This is a genomic window from Streptosporangium album (genome assembly GCF_014203795.1).
GTDB classification, from domain to species: domain Bacteria; phylum Actinomycetota; class Actinomycetes; order Streptosporangiales; family Streptosporangiaceae; genus Streptosporangium; species Streptosporangium album.
Window position 1 is genome coordinate 2,936,323 of record NZ_JACHJU010000001.1, and the last position, 23,174, is coordinate 2,959,496.

Annotated in this window: 19 protein-coding genes; 15 read left to right on the plus strand and 4 right to left on the minus strand. The window is 68.0% G+C overall.

Annotation, left to right across the window (positions count from 1 at the left end; translation table 11 throughout):
- Window positions 1–30: 30 nt before the first annotated feature.
- The 6 genes from FHR32_RS14015 (at window position 31) to FHR32_RS14040 (ending at window position 4,156) form a co-directional block, all read left to right on the plus strand.
- Window positions 31–585, plus strand: coding sequence for a single-stranded DNA-binding protein (locus FHR32_RS14015; protein ID WP_184754702.1), 555 nt, complete (start codon window positions 31–33; stop codon window positions 583–585).
- A gap of 133 nt (window positions 586–718) precedes the next feature.
- The gene (rpsR, locus tag FHR32_RS14020; RefSeq protein ID WP_012895699.1) at window positions 719–955 is read left to right on the plus strand and encodes a 30S ribosomal protein S18; all 237 of its coding nucleotides are present in this window, start codon (window positions 719–721) and stop codon (window positions 953–955) included.
- Window positions 956–968: 13 nt separating this feature from the next.
- Window positions 969–1,415: a 50S ribosomal protein L9 gene (rplI, locus tag FHR32_RS14025; protein WP_184754703.1), complete on the plus strand. Its 447-nt coding sequence runs from the start codon at window positions 969–971 to the stop codon at window positions 1,413–1,415.
- A gap of 133 nt (window positions 1,416–1,548) precedes the next feature.
- Window positions 1,549–2,409: an ABC transporter substrate-binding protein gene (locus FHR32_RS14030; protein WP_184754704.1), complete on the plus strand. Its 861-nt coding sequence runs from the start codon at window positions 1,549–1,551 to the stop codon at window positions 2,407–2,409.
- Window positions 2,410–2,487: 78 nt separating this feature from the next.
- Window positions 2,488–3,336 (plus strand): amino acid ABC transporter permease, encoded by an 849-nt coding sequence (locus FHR32_RS14035; protein ID WP_184754705.1) that lies wholly within the window; start codon window positions 2,488–2,490, stop codon window positions 3,334–3,336.
- A 76-nt stretch (window positions 3,337–3,412) separates the two neighbouring features.
- Window positions 3,413–4,156, plus strand: coding sequence for an amino acid ABC transporter ATP-binding protein (locus tag FHR32_RS14040; protein ID WP_184754706.1), 744 nt, complete (start codon window positions 3,413–3,415; stop codon window positions 4,154–4,156).
- 328 nt (window positions 4,157–4,484) lie between these two features.
- Here FHR32_RS14040 and FHR32_RS14045 read toward each other — a convergent pair whose 3' ends face one another.
- Window positions 4,485–5,795: an MATE family efflux transporter gene (locus FHR32_RS14045; RefSeq protein ID WP_184754707.1), complete on the minus strand. Its 1,311-nt coding sequence runs from the start codon at window positions 5,793–5,795 to the stop codon at window positions 4,485–4,487.
- Between the two features lie 338 nt (window positions 5,796–6,133).
- Here FHR32_RS14045 and FHR32_RS44365 point away from each other — a divergent pair, with 338 nt between their 5' ends.
- From FHR32_RS44365 to FHR32_RS14065, 4 genes are all read left to right on the plus strand, one after another.
- Window positions 6,134–8,767 (plus strand): replicative DNA helicase, encoded by a 2,634-nt coding sequence (locus tag FHR32_RS44365; protein WP_184754708.1) that lies wholly within the window; start codon window positions 6,134–6,136, stop codon window positions 8,765–8,767.
- 360 nt (window positions 8,768–9,127) lie between these two features.
- Window positions 9,128–9,706, plus strand: coding sequence for a TetR/AcrR family transcriptional regulator (locus tag FHR32_RS14055; protein ID WP_184754709.1), 579 nt, complete (start codon window positions 9,128–9,130; stop codon window positions 9,704–9,706).
- 118 nt (window positions 9,707–9,824) lie between these two features.
- Window positions 9,825–11,168 (plus strand): MFS transporter, encoded by a 1,344-nt coding sequence (locus tag FHR32_RS14060; protein WP_184754710.1) that lies wholly within the window; start codon window positions 9,825–9,827, stop codon window positions 11,166–11,168.
- Between the two features lie 35 nt (window positions 11,169–11,203).
- Complete coding sequence (locus FHR32_RS14065) at window positions 11,204–11,965, plus strand: SDR family NAD(P)-dependent oxidoreductase (RefSeq protein WP_184754711.1); 762 nt, start codon at window positions 11,204–11,206, stop codon at window positions 11,963–11,965.
- Window positions 11,966–12,690: 725 nt separating this feature from the next.
- Here FHR32_RS14065 and FHR32_RS14070 read toward each other — a convergent pair.
- Window positions 12,691–13,869 carry an ROK family transcriptional regulator gene (locus FHR32_RS14070; RefSeq protein WP_184754712.1) on the minus strand — a complete coding sequence of 393 codons (1,179 nt, stop codon included), beginning with the start codon at window positions 13,867–13,869 and terminating at the stop codon, window positions 12,691–12,693.
- Window positions 13,870–14,015: 146 nt separating this feature from the next.
- Between FHR32_RS14070 and FHR32_RS14075 the strand changes: the two genes are divergently transcribed.
- From FHR32_RS14075 to FHR32_RS14090, 4 genes are all read left to right on the plus strand, one after another.
- The gene (locus FHR32_RS14075) at window positions 14,016–17,315 is read left to right on the plus strand and encodes a glycoside hydrolase family 97 N-terminal domain-containing protein (RefSeq protein WP_184754713.1); all 3,300 of its coding nucleotides are present in this window, start codon (window positions 14,016–14,018) and stop codon (window positions 17,313–17,315) included.
- A gap of 275 nt (window positions 17,316–17,590) precedes the next feature.
- Window positions 17,591–18,232, plus strand: a complete 642-nt coding sequence (locus tag FHR32_RS14080) for an OB-fold nucleic acid binding domain-containing protein (RefSeq protein ID WP_221465399.1) — start codon at window positions 17,591–17,593, stop codon at window positions 18,230–18,232.
- A 416-nt stretch (window positions 18,233–18,648) separates the two neighbouring features.
- A complete protein-coding gene (locus FHR32_RS14085; protein WP_184754714.1) occupies window positions 18,649–19,035 on the plus strand; it encodes a hypothetical protein in 387 nt (128 codons plus the stop codon).
- Window positions 19,032–20,501, plus strand: a complete 1,470-nt coding sequence (locus FHR32_RS14090) for a multicopper oxidase family protein (protein WP_184754715.1) — start codon at window positions 19,032–19,034, stop codon at window positions 20,499–20,501. Before FHR32_RS14085 ends, FHR32_RS14090 begins: the two co-directional genes overlap by 4 nt.
- A gap of 217 nt (window positions 20,502–20,718) precedes the next feature.
- Here the strand turns inward: FHR32_RS14090 and FHR32_RS14095 are convergent, their stop codons facing one another.
- On the minus strand, window positions 20,719–21,219 hold the full coding sequence (locus tag FHR32_RS14095) for an anthrone oxygenase family protein (protein ID WP_184754716.1): 501 nt from the start codon (window positions 21,217–21,219) through the stop codon (window positions 20,719–20,721).
- 75 nt (window positions 21,220–21,294) lie between these two features.
- Window positions 21,295–22,131 carry an NmrA family NAD(P)-binding protein gene (locus tag FHR32_RS14100; protein ID WP_221465400.1) on the minus strand — a complete coding sequence of 279 codons (837 nt, stop codon included), beginning with the start codon at window positions 22,129–22,131 and terminating at the stop codon, window positions 21,295–21,297.
- Window positions 22,132–22,212: 81 nt separating this feature from the next.
- On the opposite strand from FHR32_RS14100, the gene FHR32_RS14105 reads away from it, so the two are divergent.
- The gene (locus FHR32_RS14105) at window positions 22,213–23,142 is read left to right on the plus strand and encodes an AraC family transcriptional regulator (protein WP_184754717.1); all 930 of its coding nucleotides are present in this window, start codon (window positions 22,213–22,215) and stop codon (window positions 23,140–23,142) included.
- The last annotated feature ends 32 nt before the right edge of the window (window positions 23,143–23,174 follow it).

A 23,174-nucleotide genomic window follows, 5' to 3' on the forward strand; every position in this document is an offset into this window, starting at 1 on the left:
GCTAAGGCCGCAGGAAGGGCAGCGCTAGCCATGGCAGCAGGCGACACCACGATCACCATCGTCGGCAACCTTGTCGACGACCCGGAGCTGCGGTTCACCCCCACGGGGCAAGCTGTGGCCCGGTTCCGCATCGCGTCCACTCCGAGGTTTCTCGACAAGACGACCAACGAGTGGAAGGACGGCGAAGGCCTGTTCCTGACCTGCAACGTATGGCGGCAGGCGGCGGAGAACGTCGCCGAGAGCCTCCAGCGCGGCATGCGGGTCATCGTCCAGGGACGGCTGCGTCAGCGGTCTTACGAGACCAAGGAAGGCGAGAAGCGCACGGTCTACGAGGTCGAGGTCGACGAGGTCGGCCCCTCCCTGAAGAGCGCGACCGCCAAGGTCAACAAGACCACCCGTCAGGGTGGCGGCGGTGGCGGCGGCTTCGGTGGCGGTCCCGCCAACGACCCGTGGGCCTCCGCGGCGCCCTCCGCCCCTCAGGGTGGCGGATACGGCGGCGGCGGCAACAACTTCGGGGGCGGCCAGCCGCAGGGTGGCGGCAACAACTTCGGTGGCGGCGACTTCAGCGACGAACCGCCCTTCTAGGCCTTCCGGGTCCTGTCAAGGCCCGGGTCCAGACGGCCGTCCTCCGGGACGGCCGGGGATCGCATCCCCACACCAGTCCATATCCGCAGCGACCATTCCCGCCTCGCGGCGGGGCTCTGAAAGGAGCACCACGATGGCCAAGCCGGCACTGCGCAAGCCTAAGAAGAAGGTTTGCCTGTTCTGCCACGACAAGATCTCCTACGTCGACTACAAGGACACGGCGCTGCTCCGGAAGTTCATTTCCGACCGCGGCAAGATCCGTGCTCGCCGGGTGACGGGCAACTGCACCCAGCACCAGCGTGACGTGGCGACCGCTATCAAGAACGCTCGTGAGATGGCGCTCCTGCCGTACATGAGCACCGCGCGCTAAGGAGGTCGGACAGATGAAGCTCATTCTCACCAGTGAGGTCACCGGCCTCGGCGCCCCCGGCGACATCGTCGAGGTCAAGAGCGGTTACGGCCGCAACTACCTGCTCCCCCGTGGCTTCGCGATCCTGTGGACGCGCGGCGGCGAGAAGCAGATCGCCTCGATCAAGAAGGCCCGTGACGCCCGCGAGATCCGCGACCTCGGCACCGCCAAGGAAGTCGCCGGCCAGCTCAAGTCCCTGAAGGTGATCCTGAAGACGAAGGCCGGCGAGTCCGGCCGTCTCTTCGGCTCCATCACCACGGGTGACGTCGCCGACGCCGTCAAGGCCGCCGGTGGCCCCCTGCTCGACCGCCGTCGCATCGAGATCGCTCCCGCGATCAAGAGCCTCGGTTCCCACCAGGTCAGCGTCAAGCTGCACCCGGAGGTCTCCGCCGCCCTCGATGTCGAGGTCGTCGCGGTCTGACCGCCCATGCGTGACACAGGGGCCCCTTCCCGCCTGCGGGAAGGGGCCCCTGTCCATATGGCGAGACCATGTCATTCCAGTTCGTTGCGGATGCGTAGAATTCATGAGTCTTTGCTCACTTAGGAGGTTTGTCATGGTTCGTCCTTCGATGCTGCTCGCGCTCGGCGCCATCGCGGTGGCCGCCGTAGCCTGTGCGCCGGCATCGGACACGACGGTCCAGGCCGGCCCCTCCGCACCGGCCACCTGTGCCAAGGACCAGCTCACGCTGAAGACCGCGGGCAAGCTGACCATCGGCACCGACAAGCCCGCGTACGAGCCGTGGTTCAAGGACGACGCGCCGGCCAACGGCAAGGGCTTCGAGAGCGCGGTGGCCTACGCCGTCGCCAAGCAGCTCGGCTTCGGAGACAGCGAGGTGGCCTGGGCCACCGTGAAGTTCGACTCCGCGTTCGCCCCGGGCGCCAAGCAGTTCGACTTCGACCTCAACCAGGTCTCCGTGACCCCGGACCGGGCCAAGGTCGTCGACTTCAGCCGGGGCTACTACACGGTCAAGCAGGCGGTGGTCGCGCTGGACGGCTCCAAGGTCGCCGCGGCGACGGACCTGGCCGCCCTCAAGGACGCCAAGATCGGCGTGCAGGTCGGCACCACTTCCCTGCAGGCGGTCAAGGACGTCATCAAGCCGGCAGCCGAGCCGAACGTCTACAACGAGCAGATCGACGCGGTGAACGCGCTGAAGAACAAGCAGGTCGACGCCGTCGTGGTGGACCTGCCCACCGCGTTCTACGTGACCGCCGCACAGGTCGAGAACTCCAAGATCGTCGGTCAGTTCGGCGCCGTCTCCGGCACGCCTGAGGTCTTCGGCGCGGTTTTCGAGAAGGGGAGCCCGCTGGTGGGCTGCGTGAACGAGGCAATCGACAAGCTGACCTCCTCCGGTGAGCTCGCCGCGATCGAGACCGAGTGGCTCGGCTCGGCGGCGGGTGCTCCGGAGCTGAAGTGACTCAGGCGCAGGCATCCCGCCGATACGGGGTCCGCTCCACGCGCCGGACACCGTCACCCGGCGGGGAACGGTGATCGTGTGACGGCCCCCGCCGGTTGGGTGAAGAGCGAACAGCAGGCGGAGCGGGAGCGACTCCGCAGGAACCACTCGATGCGGTCGAGTTCGGTCGCGACCGTCTCGACGATCCTGGTGATCGTCCTGCTCGTCTGGGGTTTCACCAACTCGCCCGGCTGGCCCCGGGTCCAGGAGACGTTCTTCAACTCCGAGCAGTTCGTCCGGGCGCTGCCGGACGTGTTGAGCGGGTTCCTGCTCAACATCAAGATCTTCCTGATCGCCGAGCCGCTGATCCTGATCGTGGGCCTGTTGGTCGCGCTGGCCCGCAACCTCAAGGCCCCCGTGTTCTTCCCGCTGCGCGCCCTCGCGGTGGCCTACACCGACATCTTCCGCGGCGTGCCCACGATTCTGGTCATCTACCTCGTCGGCTTCGGCCTGCCCGCGCTCGGACTGCAGGGCATGCCGACGGATCTGGCGACACTGGGCATCATCGCGCTCACCCTGTCCTACGGAGCGTACGTGGCGGAGGTGTTCCGGTCGGGCATCGATTCGGTGCACCCGAGCCAGTGGGCCGCGGCCCGATCCCTCGGGCTGAGCCACGGCAGGACCATGCGTCACGTAGTGGTGCCACAGGCCGTGCGCCGTGTCGTGCCGCCGCTGCTCAACGACTTCGTCTCGCTGCAGAAGGACACCGCGCTGGTCGCCACGATCGGCCCGCTGGAGGCCCTGCGCCAGGCGCAGATCCATGCCGCCAGCACCTTCAACTACACGCCCTACCTGGCGGCGGCGCTGCTGTTCATCCTGCTCACCATCCCCATGGCCCGCTTCACCGACTATCTGGCGGCCCGCTCGCAGCGGCGGCGAGGCCATTGAGTTCCCGCTGCGGGTGGGCCTGCGGGAGCGGAAGTGCCGGTCCATGGCCCGCCGGGCCGCCAGGTGAGGAGAACCCATGAGCCTGCTGACCGTTGAGGGCGTCTGGAAGAACTACCACGGCAACAGCGTGCTGCGTGGAGTCGATCTGTCGGTCGAGGCGCACGAGGTGGTATGTCTCATCGGGGCCTCCGGATCGGGCAAGTCCACGTTGCTGCGCTGCGTGAACCTGCTGGAGACCGTCGACGACGGTGCGATCTACCTGGACGGCGAGGAGATCACCGATGTCCGGGCCGACGCCGACGGGGTACGCAAGCGCATGGGCATCGTCTTCCAGGCGTTCAACCTCTTCCCGCACATGACCGTGCTGGACAACATCACGCTGGCACCGCGCAAGGTGCACGGGATCGGCCGGAGGCAGGCCGAGGAGCAGGCCCGTGAGCTGCTGGCCAGATTCGGCCTGGCGGACAAGGCGGACGCCTATCCCGACCGGCTCTCCGGCGGCCAGCAGCAGCGCGCCGCCATCATCCGGGCACTGGCCACCCGGCCCCGCCTGATGCTGCTGGACGAGGTCACCTCGGCACTGGACCCGGCGCTGGTCAAGGAGGTGCTCGGGATCATCCGGGAGCTCAAGGAGGGCGGGATGACCATGATCCTGACCACTCACGAGATGGGCTTCTGCCGGGAGATCGCGGACACCGTCTGCTTCCTGGACGGCGGCGTGCTTCTGGAGCGGGGCACTCCCGAGCAGATCTTCACCGATCCCCGGCAGCCCCGGACCCAGGAGTTCCTGCAGAGCGTGATCGACGCCCGGCGGTTGTAGAGGAGGCCGGTCAGCGGCGGTGCCGTCCACGGGTCTCGCTGATGGGCGCGGCGGGTGACCGGATCCCGGCGAGCACGCTGTTGCGCCTGCCGTACGCCAGGTAGACCAGCACGCCGAAGGCCATCCAGTCCCCGAAGTACAGCCGAACGCGCTCGTCTGGCCGAAAACGATGCCGAGCAGCGGTGAGTGCAGGGTGGCCGCGGCCGTACGAGCAGGCCGGTGATCCCAGCGATCATGAAGGAGAGGACCACGCCGGGGCCGGCCATGGTGGCCGCCCGGCGTCCGCGATGCTGAAGAGGTAGCCGGTCACGTGGTGGACACCGCCTGGTCACGCACCGATCACCAGCCACGTCCCGCCGTACGCGCGCAGTCCCAGAGTGATCAGCCGCGCCGCCATCCACACCCCGAGCGCCAGCCAGAGCGCCACCAGGCCGCTCCCGGTGACGGTCACCAGCAGCACGGCCGGTAGGTAGGCGACCGTGGTCCACAGCCCCGCCCAGGCGAGGTAACGCTGGTCGCCGGCGCCGATGAGCACCCCGTCCAGCACGAACACCACCCCCGCGATCGGCTGCAGGACCGCTATCACCCAGAGCAGGTCGAGCAGCCGCCCGGCCACCGCCGGTCCCGCGTCGAACAGGGCGGGAACGAACGGCCTGGCAGCGATCACCACGAGCCCGAACACCACCCCCGAGCCGATCCCCCACATGACCATCCGGAGGGTCGCCGCCCGGGTCCCCGCGACGTCACCGGCGCCCAGGGTGCGGCCGGTGATGGCCTGCCCGGCGATGGCGATCGCGTCCAGCGCGAAGGCCAGCAGGGTCCAGATCCGCAGGGCGACCGTGTGAGCCTCGATCTGGTCCTCTCCCATGCGCGTGGCCACGGTCGCGGCGATGGTCAGCACCACCTGCATGCACGCCGTACGGATGATCAGAGCGATCCCGGCCGAGCCCGCTGCCCGGATGCCCGCCAGATCGGGCCGGAGCCGCGCCCCGTGCCGTCCGAAGATCAGGACGAGGTAGACCGCGGCGCCGAGTGACTGGGCCAGCACCGTGCCCCAGGCCGAGCCCGCGATGCCCCAGCCCAGGCCCAGGACGAACGCGAGGTTGAGCAACGCGTTGAGCGCGAACGACCCGACGGACACCAGCAGCGGAGTCGCGGTGTCCTGCATGCCGCGCAGCACGCCGGTGCCGGCCAGGACGAGCAGCATGGCCGGGACGCCCAGCAGACTGATCCTCAGATAGGTCACCGCCTGCCGGGCGAGCTCACCTTCGGCGCCGATCAGATGGACGAGGAAGGGCGCGAGCGGCCATACCACCGCGATGATCGCGAGCCCGGCCCCGACCGCCAGCCAGAGGCCGTCCACCCCCTGCTGGACCGCCCGCCGGGTGTTCCCCGCACCGATCTGCCGGGCCACCGCCGCCGTCGTTCCGTACGCCAGGAACACGCACAGCCCCACCAGGACACTCAGCACGGTGCTCGCCACCCCCAGCGCGCCGAGCGCGGGTGCCGGCAGGTGGCTGACGATGACGGTGTCGGTCAGCAGGAACAGCGGCTCGGCGACCAGCGCTCCGAAGGCCGGTACGGCCAGCCGGAGGATCTGCCTGTCATGGGCGCGGCCCGCGCTGGGGGTAAGAGGCACGGATCTATTGTGCCTCTTACCCCCAGCACTGCCCCCAAAAGGATCAAAGGGACGTCACGTGCCATGTGAGGAGAGTCTCGGCGTGTCGCCCCAACTTTCTTTTCTCCACAGGCAGTGGATGAGGTTTCTGCTGCTCAGAGGGGCTTTCCGGTCTGTGGAAAAGAGTTGTCCACAGGGCTGTCCACAGGGTGTCCCCTCATCTGGGGAAGAACTCCCCACCTTATCCACACCCCTGTCTACAGGCCGCGTTGCCACATGGTCCGGAGAGCGGCGAAACTGTCAGACTGGTCGGCTACAAATGGGGATAGCGTAACTGTGTTCGAAAGAGGGGGTGGGCGGTGAGCATCGCGGAGCCACCGGTGTTTGAGCCGGGATTCGAGCGCACCCCACCGAACAACATCGAGGCCGAGCAGTCCGTCCTCGGCGGCATGCTGCTGTCCAAGGACGCCATCGCCGACGTCGTCGAGATCGTGCGGTCCGACGACTTCTACCGCCCGGCCCACCAGATCATCTACGACATCATCACCGACCTCTACGGACGCGGCGACCCCGCCGACGCCGTCACCATCTTCGACGAGCTGCAGAAGCGCGGTGAGGTCGCCCGGGTCGGTGGCGGCGCCTACCTCCACACGCTGACGGCCGTCGTGCCCACCGCGGCGAACGCCGGCTACTACGCCAGGATCGTCCGCGAGCAGGCCATCCTCCGGCGGCTGATCGAGGCCGGCACCCGCATCGTCTCCTTCGGGTACGGCGGGCAGGACGAGGAGGTCGACGAGCTCGTCGACCGCGCCCAGGCCGAGATCTACAAGGTCACCGAGCGCCGCACCTCCGAGGACTACATCCCCCTGGCCGACATCATGCCGGGAGCCCTCGACGAGCTGGAGGCCATCGGCGGCCGAGGCGGCCAGATGGTCGGCGTCCCCACCGGTTTCCAGGACCTAGACGCCCTCACCAACGGTCTCCATCCCGGCCAGATGATCGTCGTGGCCGCCCGCCCTGCCATCGGCAAATCGACTTTGGGGCTAGATTTCGCCAGATCTGCCGCTATCAAGCACGGTATGACGACTGTCGTGTTCTCGCTGGAAATGTCGCGTAACGAGATCACGATGCGCCTGCTGTCCGCCGAGGCGCGGGTGTCGCTGCAGAACATGCGGTCGGGCACGATGAGCGACGACGACTGGGCCAAGCTGGCCCGGAGGATGGGTGAGGTGGCCGAGGCGCCGCTGTTCATCGACGACTCGCCCAACATGTCGATGATGGAGATCCGGGCCAAGTGCCGCCGTCTCAAGCAGCGCAACGACCTGCGCTTCGTCATCATCGACTACCTGCAGCTGATGTCCTCGCCGAAGAAGACCGAGAGCCGCCAGAACGAGGTCTCCGAGATCTCCCGTGCCATCAAGCTGCTCGCCAAGGAGCTGGAGGTCCCGGTCATCGCGATCTCCCAGCTCAACCGTGGCCCCGAGCAGCGGACCGACAAGCGCCCCATGGTGAGCGACCTCCGTGAATCGGGGTGTCTCACGGCGGATACCCGTGTTCTCCGGGCTGACACCGGTGCGGAGGTGTCCCTGGGAGAATTGCTGGAGAGCGGGGAGCGTGACGTTCCCGTGTGGTCGCTTGACGAGCGGTTGCGTCTCATCCCGCGAACCATGACCCATGTGTTCCCAAGTGGGATCAAGGAAGTCTTCAGGCTCCGGTTGAGGTCTGGCAGGGAGATCAAGGCAACGGCGAATCATCCCTTCATGACCTACGACGGATGGCGTCCCCTGGGTGAACTCCGTCCGGGGGCACGGCTGGCGGTGCCTCGTCACGTGCCGCCCCCCGGGCAGCTCCAAGAATGGCCGGAAGACGAAGTCGTCCTGCTGGCGCACATGATCGGTGACGGGTCGTTCGTGAAGTCCCAGCCGATGCGCTACGCCAGCAAGGACGAGGCCTGCCTCGAAGCGATGACCGACGCGGCGAAACACTTCGGCATCACCGCTGTCCGGGATGAGTTCGAGGCTGCCGGGGTAACTACTCTGCGTCTTCCTGCGCCTTACCGCCTGACCCATGGCAAGAGAAACCCGATTGCCTCCGGGCTTGATTCACTTGGGCTCTTCGGGCTTGGAAGCCATGAGAAATATGTCCCTGAGGGGGTCTTCTCTCTGGCCAAGCCTCAGGTTGCTCTCTTCCTGCGCCACCTCTGGGCAACCGATGGCTGTGTCTGGTGGGACGAGAAGATCGGCCAGGCGCGGATTTACTACGCATCCACCAGTCGTCGCCTGGTCGACGACGTTGCCCGGCTTCTTCTGCGCTTCAATGTGATGACCAGGGTGAAGGAGGTCAAAAAAGGCGATTACCGGCCGGGATATCAGTTGCTCATTTATGGCGCAGAGAACCAACTTCGCTTCATCGATGACATCGGCGTTCACGGCGAACGGTCGGCGCAGGCAGAGCGGTGCGCTACCGCACTACGTGGAATAACGGCGAACACCAACCCGGACACCGTTCCTCGCGAGGTCTGGGACAAGGTGCGGAGCGTACTGACGGAGAAGGGCATGACCCACCGCGAGTTCTCGGCGCAGCCTGGCACCCAGTTCTGCGGGAGCGCCTTGCGGAAGGGTGCTCCAAGCCGTGAACGCCTGGGAAGGGTGGCGACCATTCTCGATGACGCCCAACTGGAGATGATCGCCACCAATGATGTCTTCTGGGATGAAGTCGTCTCCATCGAGAGTCAGGGAGAGGAGGCCGTCTTCGATGCCACCGTTCTGGGCACCCACAATTTCGTGGCTAATGGCATCGGTGTTCACAACTCGATTGAGCAGGACGCTGACATGGTCATCCTTCTCCACCGGGAAGACGCGTATGAGCGCGAATCACCCCGAGCGGGCGAGGCCGACCTGATCGTGGCCAAGCACCGTAACGGTCCCACGGCCACGGTCACCGTGGCCTTCCAGGGCCATTACAGCCGCTTCGTCGACATGGCCCCTCACTAGGAGGACTTTGTAGGTTCTCAAGCCGCGTGTCACTTTCTCACCGACGATGACACCTGGATCGCACAAATGACACGAGGTTGAGATTTCCTCGCCCACGAGCCACGCAGCCCGTCTGATCAAGTGAGTGAGAAGCCACCTGGACTGGCGCTGCCTGCCTGCTGCGCCACTTCGCCAACGACGACCAACAGCGTGACGCTCCACCGGCACCCGCCGACGATTCCTGATCAGTGTCGGCGCGTTCACTCACCGGATGCGACCTCCTGTCGCGCAACTCTGAGGCTGTTTCTCCCACTGCGGACAGGCGCATCCCCGCCACCTCTTATTTGACAGTTCATTCTAGAAAGCCATAGGTTCTGCCGTATGGCAAGGACCAAGGAGTTCGATCCTGACGCGGCACTGCAGGCGGCCCTGGAACTGTTCTGGCAACGGGGGTACGAGGCGACGTCGATGGCCGACCTCGTCGAGCACCTGGGAATCGGCAGAGCCAGCATCTACGCCACTTTCGGCAACAAGCGCGACTTCTACCTGAAGGCCTACGAGCGCTACCTGCAAAACGGGATCGACTACATCGGCCTGCTGTCACAACCGGGGCCGGCGCTGCCCGCCGTACGCGCGCTGGTCGAGCGTTTCGCCGAGGAGTCCGCGCACGACGAGAAGCGCCGCGGCTGCCTGGTGGTCAACACCGCCGTGGAGGTGGCACCGCACGACCCCGCGCTAGCCCGGCGTGTGGAGTCCAACTGGGATTTCATCGAGACCACGCTGACCTCGGCGCTGACCAGGGCCCGCGCCCAGGGCGAGCTCACCGAGGAGAAGGATCCTCGGGCGCTCGCCCGGTTCCTGCTGACCGTGATGCAGGGCATGCGGGTCATCGGCAAGGGCTCCAGCGACCCCGAGCGCCTCTACGACACCGCCGCACAGGCGCTGCGCGCTCTCGAATAGCCCCGTCCTCCTCTGGCGCGGAGCTTCCGCACCCTTGAAGCGGGGCTTCGACGCCCTCAAATGAAGCGAGACTTTCACGCCTTCAAACTAGAACGATCAGTCTAGAAAAGAGGAGTCTGTGACTATCCCACTGGCCGTCTCGCCCGCACCCACGCGGCCGACCGCCCCCGCCCCCGCCTTCGCTCTGCTCGGCACCGTCCAGATCGTGCTGATCTCAGGCATCACCGTCATCTCCGTCGCTCTGCCGGCGATCCAGGACGAGTTGCGGCTCAGCGGCGGCGACCTGGCACTGGTCAGCACGGCGTACGGGCTGGCGTTCAGCGGGTTACTGCTGCTCGGCGGCAGGCTGGCGGACCTGTACGGCAGGCGCCGGGTGTTCATGCTGGGCCTCGGTCTGTTCGGGGTTTCCTCGGCTGCGGCCGCCCTGGCCCCCGGGCTCGCCCTGCTGCTCACCGCGCGGTTCGCTCAGGGCATCGGCGCCGCCCTGGCGGCTCCCTCGGCCATGGCCCTGCTCGGCGTGCTTTTCCCCGACCCCCACAGGCGGGCCCGGGCCACCGCCGTCTGGGGTGGTCTGGCGGGCATCGGTGCGACCGGGGGCATGCTGCTGTCCGGCGTGTTCGCCGAGTGGGCGTCATGGCGGTGGGCATTCGGCGTGCCGGCGACCGCCGCGGCCCTCGCCATCGTGGCGGCACCCCGGCTGCTCCCCGCCGATCGGCCGGTACGGCGTGCTCGCATCGACATCCTCGGCGCCGCACTGGTGACGGCAGGGCTCTCGACACTGAGCTACGGGCTGGTGGAGAGCTCGTACGGCCCGCTCATCGGCGGAGTCGTTCTGCTACTCACCTTCATGGTCGTGGAATCCCGTACGGCCGCCCCTCTGGTGCCGCCGGCGTTCTTCGCCGCACCGCGAAGAGCCGTCGCGCTGGCGGCGATCGTACTTGGCTCAGCGGGCATGGCCACCAGTTTCTTCTTCCTCTCGCTCCATCTCCAGCAGGTTCGTGGCCTATCTCCGCTGCTGACCTCTGCCGCGTTCCTGCCGTACGGCGCGGTCCTGATCGGTACGGGCGCGGTCGCCGGGCGGCTACTGGGGCGCTTCGGCGTCCGGATCGTTCTCACGACCGGCCTGATCATGGCCGCCGCCGGACTGGCCCTGGTCAGCAGGTTCGACGGCGCCCTCGTCGCCGGGCTGCTGGTCCTGCCGTTCGGCATCGGCCTGACGTTCGCCGGCGCGACCGTGGCCGCGGTCGCCGATGTGCCCGACGAGCAGGCCGGGCTCGCCGGTGGCGTGGTCAACACCGCGATGGAGATCGGACCGACCCTCGGTCTCGCCGTACTGGTGTCACTGGCCGCGGTACATGCCGGTGACACAACCTCCGGCTACGGCTTCGCGCTCGGCATCGCCGCTGTCGCCTTCATCCTCATCGCCCCGATCGCAGCCCTACTACTGCGCACCCCTCAATAAGAACCCGACAAGAACTCGATAAGAAGGAGAACATCATGACCGCTCGATTCATCGGCAAGGTCGCCCTCGTCACCGGCGGCGGCTCCGGCATCGGCCGTGCGACCGCGCGGGCCTTCGCCCGTGAGGGCGCCACCGTCGTCGTCTCCGGGCGTGACGCGGAGAATCTCGACCAGACGGTCAAGCTGATCGAGGCCGAGAGCGGGCGCGCGAGCTTCGTCACCGCCGACGTCACCCGGCAGGAGGACGTCGCCCGGATGGTCGCGACGACCGTGGAGCATCACGGCGGCCTGCACATCGCGCACAACAATGCCGGTGTCTTCGGCCAGGCCGCTCCGCTCGCCGACCTCGACGTCGACGGCTGGCGTAACGTGCTGGACGTCAACCTGACCGGAGTGTTCCTGTCGATGAAATACGAGATCCAGCACATGCGCTCGAATGGCGGAGGCACGATCGTCAACACCGCCTCCAACATCGGTGCCCATCGCAGGCTTCCCGGGGCGAGCGCGTATGCCACTTCCAAGGCGGGCGTGAGCTTCCTGACCCGCGCCGCGGCACTCGACCACATCGATGACGGCATCCGCATCAACGCGGTCAGCCCCGGAGCCAGCGACGGCCCGATGTCATCGCTGCCCGGCGAGAGCCGCGAGGAACGCGACGCCCGTCTCGCCCCGTCGATTCCGCTCGGCAGGGTCGGCAAGCTCGAGGAGGTCGCCGCCACCGTGCTGTGGCTCGCCTCCCCCGAGTCCGGATTCGCCGTCGGCCACGACCTCGTCATCGACGGCGGCGCCACCGCCTGATCACAAAGCGACCCGGGGTATCCCCTGATCACAGGGAGAGGGTGCGCTGGCGCCATATCCGCTCCTGAACCGAATCGACCGAGTACGCGAGCAGCACGGGCTGACCCAAGAACGTTTGGGGAACTGGCTGATGTTGATCGTAAGACGATCAACCGGATCGAGAACGGCATGCACAGTCCATTACTGGACCAGGCACTTCAAGATCTCTGACGTTCTTGAAGTGCCTGCGCGGGAGCTGTTTCCCAATATGGACGGGCGCCACGGGAGAGATTCCGCACCGGGCTCGTAGCTGAATCTTCTGTTGAGGAGGGCGTGAGGAGCGGCACCTTCATGTCTGTGCTCGACCTGACTGAGGAAAACGACAAGATCGTGAGACAGGTCAGATGACAAGACCGTGAGATGGGATTAATTGACGCAGGTCACGAGCTCCCTAGATGACAAGTGAGACGAGAACCTACAGACTTCTGCAGGATCCGCGAATCCGTGAGCAATTCCGCGCGATCATGAGCACTCGCCGAGCAAATCCGTGATTCGGTGAGCAATCGCGGTGCCCTGCCTGTTTCGGAGGAGGTGGGCAGGGTCACGGTACCTGGATGGCGATTACGGCGATGCCGGCGCCAGCGGAAGAACATCGGAGGTCGGCACGGTGGTGTCGTTCCGGTGGGTCCGGAGGGCATCAAACCCGCAGAAGGGCGGGCCGTCACCGCCTGGGCATCACGCCGCCGTCAGTGCCGACGGGCCCGTCTTTCATGGGTGGGTGCCGTAGCGGCGAGGGTCAGGGCTCCTACAAGGGCGGCGCGAGGGCCCAGGGTGGAGGAGCGGATCTGGACGCGGTCGCTGATCGCGGGTTGGGCGAAGCGGCGCAGGGATTCGCGGATTCCTTCCAGGAGGGGGTCCCCTGCGGTCGCGAGTTCGCCGCCGATGATGAGCATCGCGGGGTCCAGAGCGTTGCACAGGTCGGACAGGACCCGTCCGAGCCGGCGTCCCGCGTCGGCGACGATCCGGGCCACCACCGGGTTGTCGACCAGGGCGTCCAGGAACAGGTCGTCGGGCCGTTCGGAGAGCGGCAGACCCGCCGCGATGAGCTGCCTCCACACCTCGCCGATCGACACCACCGATTCGAGGCAGCCGCGCTGCCCGCAACGGCACTGTGTCCCGCCCTCCTGGACCAGCGTGTGCCCGATCTCCCCTGATGCCCCGTACGCCCCGGTATACCGCCTGCCTGCGAGGATCAGCCCGGCTCCGATGCCGTGGGACGCCTTGACGTAGACCAGGTCGGACACGTTCTGCCCGGCCCCGTGCGTGTGCTCGGCCAGCGCGGCGAGCTCCGCGTCGTTCGCGATCACCACCTCCCCGCCGAGCCGGGCGACCAGCTCCTGCCGAGGCCGGACCCCGGCCCAGCCGGCGAGGATCGTGGCCGACTGGATCTTGCCGGTCACCTGGTTGATCGGCCCCGGGATCCCCGCCGCGGTCCGCCGCACCGAACCGGCCGGGACTCCCGCCCGGTCCAGCAGGTCGGCGACCAGGATCGCCGCCTGGTCGAGCGCGTTGCTCGCCGAGGCGTCCACGTCGAGGGACACCGTGCCCTCGGCGACGATCTCCTGCGCGGTCGAGGCGAGCGCCGCCGAGATGTGCTTGTGCCCGAAGTCGATCCCGACGAGATGCCCCGGAGGGCGGCGCGGCGACAGCCGTGACGACGGCCTGCCGAGTCCCGTGTGGTCGGTGGCCTCGTGCTCCTGCACCAGCCCTTTGGCCAGCAGGCCCCGGACGATCCCCGCCACCGTGCTCGGTGCGAGGCCGGTCCGGTGGCTCAGCTCCTGCCGGGTCGCGGGGAAGGACTGGTTCAGCGCGTCGAGGATCGCGCGCCTGCTGCGTTCGATCCGCTGGTTCGGTGTGGTGGACACCAGCCAAGCGTACCTAATTTGGATGCTTAATGCACTAATTAAATCACATTAAGGGTGTTGACCAGAGTATTTTCTGCCATCTACCGTCACGGGACATGTCGCGGAGTCTTCTCCGTCGCATCACCACCCCGTTAGAAGAGGCATGCATGGAACGTAAGAAGGCCGAGCGGAGAAGTAGACGGGCGGGACTGCTCTCGATGACGGCGGCCGTCGTGGTCTCCGGAGGGATCGCGGCGGCGCCGGCGCCGGCGCTGGCCCAGGAACCCACACCCGCCTCCACTGCCCTCACCGAGGTCACCGGGGAGAGCGCTCAGGTCGTTAAGTCGCCGGACGGTGATCTGCGGGTCGCGGTCACCACCGTCGGCGGGCGTCTCACCTACAGCGTGACGAAGCATGACAAGACACTCGTTGGTGCGTCCGGGCTCGGTATGGATCTCGCGGGACGACCCAGCCTCACGCAGGGCATGGCCATCGAGTCCGTCGAACGGCGCACGATCGACGAGACGTGGAAGCCGGTCTGGGGGACGTCGAGCAAGGTCAGGAACCACGCGAGGGAGCTCACCGTCCACGCGGTCCAGGCCGGCACAGGGTTCAAGCTCGACCTGGTGTTCCGGGTCTTCGACGACGGGGTCGGCTTCCGCTACCACTTCCCCGACCAGCCTGGCCTGGACGCCTACACCGTCACCGCCGAGCAGACCGAGTTCGCCCTCGACCCCGGCGCGCGGAGCTGGTCGATCGCCGCGGGCAAGACCTGGTCCGCCGACGAGCAGCACTACCGCGACCTGCCCCTGTCCGGCGTCTCCACCGCCCAGACCCCCATCACCGCCTCCTCCGCCGCTGACTCCTACGTGGTGGTGCACGAGGCCGACCTGACCGACTACCCCAGCATGACGCTGAAGTCGGTGCCAGGACGGCCCGGCCGGTTCTCCAGCGACCTGATCGCCCTCCCCGACGGCACCAAGGCCAAGCTGAACGGCGCGTTCTCCACGCCCTGGCGCACCCTGACCGTGGGCGAACGCCCCGGCGACCTGGGCGAATCCCATCTGATCGAGAACCTCAACGACCCGTGCGCGATCTGCGACGACACGTCCTGGATCAAGCCCGCGACGTATGTGGGCGTCTGGTGGGAGCTCCAGCGCAGGCAGACCACCTGGAATGCCGGGCCCAAGCACGGCGCGACCACCGCACGGGTCAAGCAGTACATCGACCTGGCCAAGGAGGCGGGCGCGAAGTTCGTGCTGGCCGAGGGCTGGAACACCAACTCCGGCGGCACCTGGGCGGGCCAGGACTTCCTGACCCCGCAGGCCGACTTCGACCTCCCCGAAATCCTCCGTTACGCCGCCGACAACGGCATCGGGTACATCGCGCACAACGAGACCCGGGGCGACATCGACTACTACGACCAGAACCTGGAGAAGATCTTCTCCAGGTACGAAGAACTCGGCATCCACGCGATCAAGACCGGCTACGCCACGAAGTTCCTGCTCGGCGGCGTCAACCGCAGCCACTACGACCAGGAGGCCGTCCGCCACTACCAGCGGGTGATCGACGCGGCGGCCCGGCACCGCCTCACGGTCAACGCCCATGAGGCGATCAAGCCTACCGGCCTGGCGCGCACCTACCCGAACATGATGACGGGCGAGGGCGTCGCGGGCATGGAGCAGCAGAACTACATGGGCGTCAACGGCAACCCGCCCGCGCAGGCCACGATCCTCCCCTTCACCCGGTTCATGGGAGGACCCGCCGACTACACGCCCGGCGTTCTGAACGTCACATGGGACCCGGCCCGGCTCGGCACCCGCGTCCAGACCACCTCGGCCGCACAACTCGCGCTGTACCCGACGTTCTTCAGCCCGCTGCAGATGCTCGCGGACACCCCCGAGAACTACACCGCCCACCCCGGATTCGCCTTCCTCAAGAACATGCCCGCCACCTGGGACGAGACCCGCGTCCTGGACAGCGTCATCGGCGACTACACCACGACCGCCCGGCGCAACGGCGACACCTGGTACCTCGGCGCGATCACCGACGAGAACGACCGGACCCTCCAGGTGCCGCTGTCGTTCCTCCCCAAAGGCACCTTCGTGGCGGAGACCTACGCCGACGCCCAGGAGACCACCTGGAAGAGCGGCCCGCTGCCCGTCGAGATCCGCAAGACCCTGGTCAGATCGTCCACCCGGCTGTCGATGTCGCTGGTCGCCGCCGGCGGCCAGGCGGTCAGGATCAGGCCCGCGACCGCCGAAGACCTCGGCGACCTCCCCTGGTACACCACGCCCCGCGCCGGTTACGGCACCCCCGAAGCCGTGCTGGACCCGGCCACCCAGCAGCTCACCGTGAAGGCCCAGCTCACCAACACCGGCAGCACCGTGGCAGAGTTCCAGACCCAGGTGTTCCTCGACGGCCGCGCCGCCGGCGATGCCCAGCGCGTCCGCGTCGCGGGCGGCGGAGCCCGGACCGTCGAATGGACACTGCCTGCCTCCGAGGTGCCCGACCAGGACTTCCGGGTCGAGGTCGGCGCACCCACCGGCGAGCGCGGTAAATCGGTCCGCACAGCACAGACGCGTTCGCTGCTCGGCCTCGTCCGGGAACTGCGGAAGTCCGGCGAGGTGACCTCGTCCGCGATGGCGCTCCTCCAGCCCACGATCACCAGGGCCGAGAGCCTGCTCCGCAAGGGCGACCCGACCGGCCGCCTCCTGGCCCTCCAGGAAGTACGCCTCGCCCTCTACGGTCTCCCCCTCACCGAGGTGACCGCGCAGGCCCGCACCGCCATCGACGACCAGCTCACCACCCGACTCGACACACCGGAAGCGCTCTTCTCCCTCGCCCTGAAGGTGCGGCTGGCAACAGACACAGGCACCCTCAGCCCGGCCCTGTCCGGCAGACTCGCCCTCGAGGTCAAAGCCGCGATCATCGCAGCAGTCGCCAACGACCCGGTGGGGATGCGGGAAGCCCTCAACCGGTTCACCGCCGTGGTCAACGCCGAGCCGATCGCCCCGGACGTCGCGGCGGACCTGCTGTCCGTCAGCGGACTTCTCGCCGCCGGCCCCCGCAAGATCGAAGCAGAGTCCGCACAGCTCATCAGCGGCGCGTGCCTGCGCACCGACCACACCGGCTACACCGGCACCGGCTTCGTGGCCTGTCTGAAGACCAAGGACAGCGGCGTCCGCTTCAACGCCTCGGCCACCGCCGACGGCCTGTACACCATCCACCTCCGCTACGCCAACGGCATGGGCGCCACCCAGACCATGACCCTCTCCAGCGGAACGCAGTCCCTCCAGCTCCCGCTACCCGCCCTGCAGAACTGGGACACCTGGTCCGAGCACCAGGTCAACCTCCGCCTCACCAAGACCACCCCGCTGACCTTCGTGTACGGCCCCAACGACAACGGCAACGTCAACCTCGACTCCATCAGCCTCGAACCCACCCCAGGTGTCATCCACCGATAACCCGCAACACCAAGATCTCCGGATTCTGCGTGGCCCCGCCAGCGGACACCGGGACCGGGACCGGCGAGTCCGTTGACGGTGCGGAGCGGCAAGCTCGGTCCCTTCAGGGTTGAGAAGCCGACGGGTTCTGTTGCGTATGCCGGGGAAGCCACACCCGATCGACGTCGGGCGGAAGAAAGCTCTGCTGTAGATGCGAGACAAGCCTCCGCAACCCGGGGTGCCGGCTCCCGGAGGTAGACGAACCCGGCGTCGATCTCTCCGCCGAGGGGAACGCCATGCGCTCGCTCATGCGGCTGATGAAGCCCGGCACCTTCGAGGACATCACCGCGGTTACCGCCCTGTACCGGCCGGGCCCGATGGGCATGAACTCGCACACGAACCACGCGCTCCGCAAGAACGGTCTGCAGGAGATCACCCCGGTCCATCCGGAGCTGGAGGAGCCGCTGAGGGAGGTCCTGGACCTCACCTACGGCCTGGTCGTCTACCAGGAGCAGGTGCAGAAGGCCGCCCAGGAGCGCGAGATGCTCGGCCTGTACGTCTCCGACCACCCCCTCTTCGGCATCGAGCACATCCTGTCCGACAAGGCCGACGCGGCGATCGCCCAGCTCACCGCCGGGGAGCACGCCGACGGTGCGATCGTCACCATCGGCGGCATCATCTCCGGCCTGCAACGCAAAATGACCGAACAGGGCAACGCCTGGGCCATCGCCACCGTGGAGGACCTGGCCGGCTCCATCGACTGCATGTTCTTCCCCGCCACCTACCAGCTCATCTCGACCCAGCTCGTCGAGGACACCGTGGTCTTCGTCAGGGGCCGGCTCGACAAGCGCGAGGACATGCCGCGCCTGGTCGCCACGGTCTGTCCCGAGTTCTGGGCGGATCTCAAGGCGGCGGTGGCCGTGACCCAGACCACGTGACACACCCGCACGCCGTTGAGACGGCGTGTCCGCCAGCGGTGTTTGCGCCGCCGGGGAGCGGCTGCGCGTCTCGCGTGAGGTGCGCGACATCGCCGCCCGCACTCTGGCCGTCGTCGGCGCCCACTTCGGCCACCGCGTCGGCGAGGGCAGTCGCCGAACGCGCCACCGACGCCCGGATTGTCCTTCTTCGCACCAGTTCGGCAATGCGCACTACTCCCCGTGCAGTAGCGGTCCCGCCGTGTCTGCGCTCCCTGACGTAGCCGGAGAAGTCTTCCCAGGTACGACGACCGCGGTGCCCGGAAAAGCGAGGATCTCAGTACGAGACCGCTCACGGAGGGAACCGAGATGACGCATCGCGCGCAGCCAGACGCCCCGCGGCCCGTAACGAGCCGATGAACCGCCAAGGAGACAGACCCATGCCCACTCCTCGCTTCTTCCCGATGCTGCGTGTCGCACTCGCCCTGCAGACGGCCGCGCTCCTGATCCAGGCGATCACCGCCGGGCTGCTGCTGTCCACGCCCGGAGGCCGGGCGATGCACAGCATCTCGTCGGCTGCGGTGGTCGCGACCGCGCTGCTGTATCTCGTCGCCGCGATCCTGGTGCGGCGGCCCGGAGGCGGCTTGCCGCGCATGATCGTTCCCGCGGTCGCCATGGTGGTCTTCGTCCTGGTCCAGGCGATGCTCGGCGTGGCGCACATGAAGGCCCTCCACGTGCCGCTGGGCGTGCTGATGTTCGGCGGGAGCGTCATGCAGCTGGTCCGGGTCTGGTCGCGTCCCCAGCCCGTCGTGGCCGTCACGACATGACGCTGACGAGACGACAGGCACTGCGCCTGTTCGGCGTGGGAGCCGCGGCCGCGATGGCCGGAACCTCCGGGTGCTCACTGCTCGGCAGGACCCCGCAGGCCCGGCTGCTGGCCAGCACCGCACCGCTGCCCAAGCCGTTCACGGTGCCGCTCCCGACGCCGATGGTGGCCAAGCCATCGCGGACCGACGGCCACAGCGACTACTACGACCTGACTCAGCGCGCGGCCGACCTGGAGATCCTGCCGGGCCTGCGCACCAGGATCTGGGGGTACGACGGGCAGTTTCCCGGGCCCACGATCGAGGCGCGCAGTGGCCGCCGGGCCGTCGTGCAGGTCTCCAACGGTCTCGACGCTCCGACGGTGACGCACCTGCACGGTGGCCGCACCCCGCCGGAGTCGGACGGTTACCCCACCGATCTGGTGCAGCCGAACACCCGGCGCGGCTACGAGTTCCCGCTCGACCAGCGGGCGGCCACGCTCTGGTATCACGACCACCGTATGGACTACACCGGCCCGCAGGTCTGGCGTGGTCTGGCCGGTTTCTTCCTGGTGAGAGACGCGGAGGAGGAGGCGCTCCCGCTGCCCACGGGCGAACGGGACATCCCGCTGATGATCTGCGATCGGTCGTTCGCCGAGGACGGCTCCATGCCGTATCCCGGATCTTCCGACCGGCCCGGTGCCCGTGAGGCTTTCATGGGCGGGGTGCTGGGTGACGTCATCCTGGTCAACGGGGCTCCCTGGCCGGAACTGCGGGTCGAGCGGGCACGCTACCGCTTCCGGCTGCTCAACGGCTCCAACGCCCGCGTCTACGAGCTTTCGCTGTCGCCGGGCGGGACGATCGTGCGGATCGGCAGCGACGGCGGGCTGCTCGAGGCACCCCGGGCAGCGCAGCGGATACGGCTCGCGCCGGCGGAACGGGCGGACGTGATCATCGACTTCTCGGCCTACCGGATCGGGGACCGAGTCGAGCTGGGCAACCTCGCAGACGAGGGGCCGCAGGGCAAGGTGATGCGGTTCGCCGTCGACCGCGACGCACGCGATGACTCGTCGATCCCGAAGGTGCTGTCGCAGATCGAGCGGCTGGACCCGGCCAAGGCGAAGGTGACGCGGGACTTCGAGTTCGCCGGGGGGAGCATGCACGGCGGCACGGGATGGCTGATCAACGGCAAGCCGTTCGACCCTCGGCGGATGGACGCCAGGCCGCGGCTGGGCGACACCGAGATCTGGCGCTTCACGAGTGATGTCACCCATCCCGTGCATCTGCACCTGGCCCACTTCCAGGTGCTGTCGGTCAACGGTGAGCGCCCGGCCGGGCCGCCGGAATGGAAGGACACGGTCGAGCTGCGCGACGCGCAGCTCGTCGAGGTCATCACCCGGTTCACCGGCTATCGCGGCCGCTACGTCATGCACTGTCACAACCTCGAACATGAGGACATGGCCATGATGGCCAACTTCGAAGTCGTGTGACGGTCTCCTGCGCCTCTGCCGGAGCGGGTGCTCACGCGGGCCCTGCCGGGCTCCGGCATCTCCCATCGTTCTCGTACCGAGGAGCGACATGCCCGCCCGTCCGCCCGTCCGGGCGGACTGAGCGAGAACCCGCGCCACGCCCGTACGGCCGCGCCTGCGGTCACCGTCCGTAGCGCGCAGCCGTACGACCACCCGCCGCGCCGGGCCGCCGGTGCCGTCAGCCGGTTCCCCCATGCAGCACCAGGGCCCAGACAAGGCAGCCGAACGCGGCCGTGGACGTCACCGCACGGGCGAGGTTCCAGCGGTTCCACGTCGCCTCGAAAGCCTCGCGCACCGCCGCGAGGTCGGTGATGCCGTCGGGCGCTCCGGCCGCGGCGAGCTGGTTGTTGAGCGGCACGTTGACGGCGAAGGTGATGGCCAGCGTCATGCCGTACAGCACGAGGGCGGCCACGATCCACGGCAGCGCGGACCGCCCGTCCCCGCGCAGATGAAGTGCGCCGGCCAGGGCGATCAGGACCAGCGCGCCCATGAAGGGGACGAGGAACCAGCCGTTGAGGATCTTCACGTTGATCCACTGCATCGCGCCGACGAAGGTCCGGTCGTCCGTACGGCCCAGGCCGAGCATGACCGAGCAGGCGAACGCGTAGAACAGGCCCGCCATCAGCCCGGTGGTCAGGGTGGACGCGACCAGTGCGGCGCTTCTGAACATTTCGAACATTCCATTCTCCAAGATAGAGGGACGGACCCGGGCACGCTCCCGAAAGTGTGCCCGGTGTCCGTGCCATCTGGCTTTTCAGTCGCTCCAGACGCCGGTTGCCGCGGCGTCGCGCGCGTAGTCGGTGAAGTCCCGGGGTTCCCTGCCCAGAGCGCGCCGGACGCCGTCGGTCAGGTGGGCGTTGCGGCCGTCCAGGACCTTGGTGAACAGTGCGGTCAGCAGCGTCGCCTCCTCAGCCGGAACGCCGTACTCCACGAGGGTGTTCTCGTAGTCCTCGGCGGAGACCGGTACGTACCGCACCTCCCTGCCGGACGCCTTGGCGATCTCCTCGGCCGCGTCGGCGAAGGTCAGCAGCCGGGGGCCGGACAGCTCGTACAGCCGGCCCGCGTGGCCGTCCTCCGTCAGCGCCGCGACCGCGACGTCCGCGATGTCGTCGGCGTCGACGAACGGCTCCGCCATGTTCCCGGCCGGCAGCGCGATCACGCCGCTGAGCACCGGCTCCAGCAGGTAGTACTCGCTGAAGTTCTGGGAGAACCAGCTCGCCCGCAGGATCGTCCATTCGGCCCCGGACTTCCGCACCGCCTCCTCGCTGACCTGGGCCTCTTCCTCGCCCCGGCCGGACAGCAGGACCAGCCGTCGGACCCCGTTCGCCACCGCGAGCTCGGCGAAGGCGCCGACCGCGTCGGCGGCGCCGGGAAAGGCCAGGTCGGGGTAGTACGTCACGTACACCGATTCCACGTCCCGCAGCACGGGCGCCCACATGGTCTGGTCCTCCCAGTCGAACGGGGGCTCGCCGGATCGGGACCCGGCCCGCACCGGCAGGCCGCGCGCGGTGAGCCGCTCCACCACCCGGCGGCCGGTCTTGCCCGTGCCACCCAGGATCAAGGTCGTTCGCTGATGCGTGTTCTCTGTCATGCCACCAGTGAAGCCGCTTACGGCGAGACGGAACATGGTCGAGAAGCGCAAATCCATGTTTATGCGTCTAAGATCGAGCGTATGGATGCACTCGCCGGACTTCTGGACGGGCCCAGGGCCCGAGGAGCCTTCCTGCTGCGGTCGATTCTGAACCCGCCCTGGTCCCTGAGGATCCAGGATCAGGCACCGCTCACCCTGGTGGCCATGATGCGGGGCCGGGCATGGGTGGTCCCCGACAGCGGTGAGGCGGTGCGGCTCCACCCCGGGGACGTCGCGATCATGCGCGGTCCCGATCCTTACACGGTGGCCGACGATCCGGCCACCCCACCCCAGGTGGTGATCCAGCCCGGACAGCACTGCACCACCCCGCAGGGCGAGTCCCTGGCCCAGGCGATGGATCTGGGTGTCCGCACCTGGGGCAACAGCCCGGACGGCTCGACGATGATGATCACCGGCACCTACCAGATGCACGGCGAGATCAGCCGGCGGCTGCTCGCGGCACTCCCCGCCCTGCTGGTCCTGCCCGAAGACGCCTGGGACTGTCCTCTCATCCCGCTGCTCGGCGACGAGATCGTCAAGGACGAGCCGGGGCAGGAGGCCGTTCTCGACCGGCTGCTCGACCTGCTGCTCATCGCCGTGCTGCGGACCTGGTTCTCCCGCCCGGAGGCGGAGGCGCCGGCCTGGTACCGCGCTCAGAGTGATCCCGTGGTGGGCCGGGCGCTGCGGATGCTCCACAACAACCCGGCCCATCCCTGGACCGTGGCCGGGCTGGCAGCCGGGAGCGGCGTCTCCCGGGCCTCGCTGGCACGTCGCTTCACAGAGCTGGTCGGCGAACCGCCCATGACGTTCCTCACCGAGTGGCGGCTGGCCATGGCCGCCGATCTGCTGCGCGAGACCGACGTCACCATCGGCGCGGTGGCCCGGCAGGTCGGCTACGGCAGCGCCTTCGCACTGAGCGCTGCCTTCAAGCGCGTGTTCGGCGTCAGCCCGCAGGAGCACCGCGCCGCCTGAGCCGCCGGCCCGAGGCCGCTTGGCCGTACGGA